Origin of the sequence: Shewanella sp. SM21 (assembly GCF_025654335.1) — a bacterium.
In the GTDB taxonomy this organism is placed as follows: domain Bacteria; phylum Pseudomonadota; class Gammaproteobacteria; order Enterobacterales; family Shewanellaceae; genus Shewanella; species Shewanella oncorhynchi.
Genome location: NZ_JAKKRL010000042.1, coordinates 1 through 504, shown reverse-complemented (window position 1 = coordinate 504; position 504 = coordinate 1). Strand labels below are relative to the sequence as shown.

The following is a 504-nucleotide window of genomic DNA, read 5'->3' as shown; positions in this document are numbered from 1 at the left end:
CATCTCAATGAGATAATTAGGCGCTTGGCGATGACCTACTCTCACATGGGGAGACCCCACACTACCATCGGCGCGTTTGCGTTTCACTTCTGAGTTCGGGATGGGATCAGGTGGTTCCACAAGGCTATTGTCACCAAGCAAATTCTGTTTATTACCGTGTCCATCTCTGGCTCACGCAAATAATAATTCGGAAAGCTGATTTTCTGTTGAGTTTTTAACTTCATCAAGTGTCGATATTCTGTCTAAGGCTTCTTTGTAAAACCCATCTGGGTTGTATGGTTAAGCCTCTCGAGTCATTAGTACATGTTAGCTCAACGCCTCACAACGCTTACACACCATGCCTATCAACGTCCTAGTCTCGAACGGCTCTTTAGAGGAATTAAATTCCTAGGGATGACTCATCTTAGGGCTCGCTTCCCGCTTAGATGCTTTCAGCGGTTATCGATTCCGAACGTAGCTACCGGGCAATGCCATTGGCATGACAACCCGAACACCAGCGGTTCG

The 504-nt window shown here is 47.0% G+C and carries 2 rRNA genes; both read right to left on the bottom strand.

The features are described from left to right. Positions 1-22: 22 nt before the first annotated feature. Positions 23-138, bottom strand: a 5S ribosomal RNA gene (rrf, locus tag L5L94_RS21810). A 137-nt stretch (positions 139-275) separates the two neighbouring features. After that, positions 276-504, bottom strand: a 23S ribosomal RNA gene (locus tag L5L94_RS21805); the annotation flags it as partial.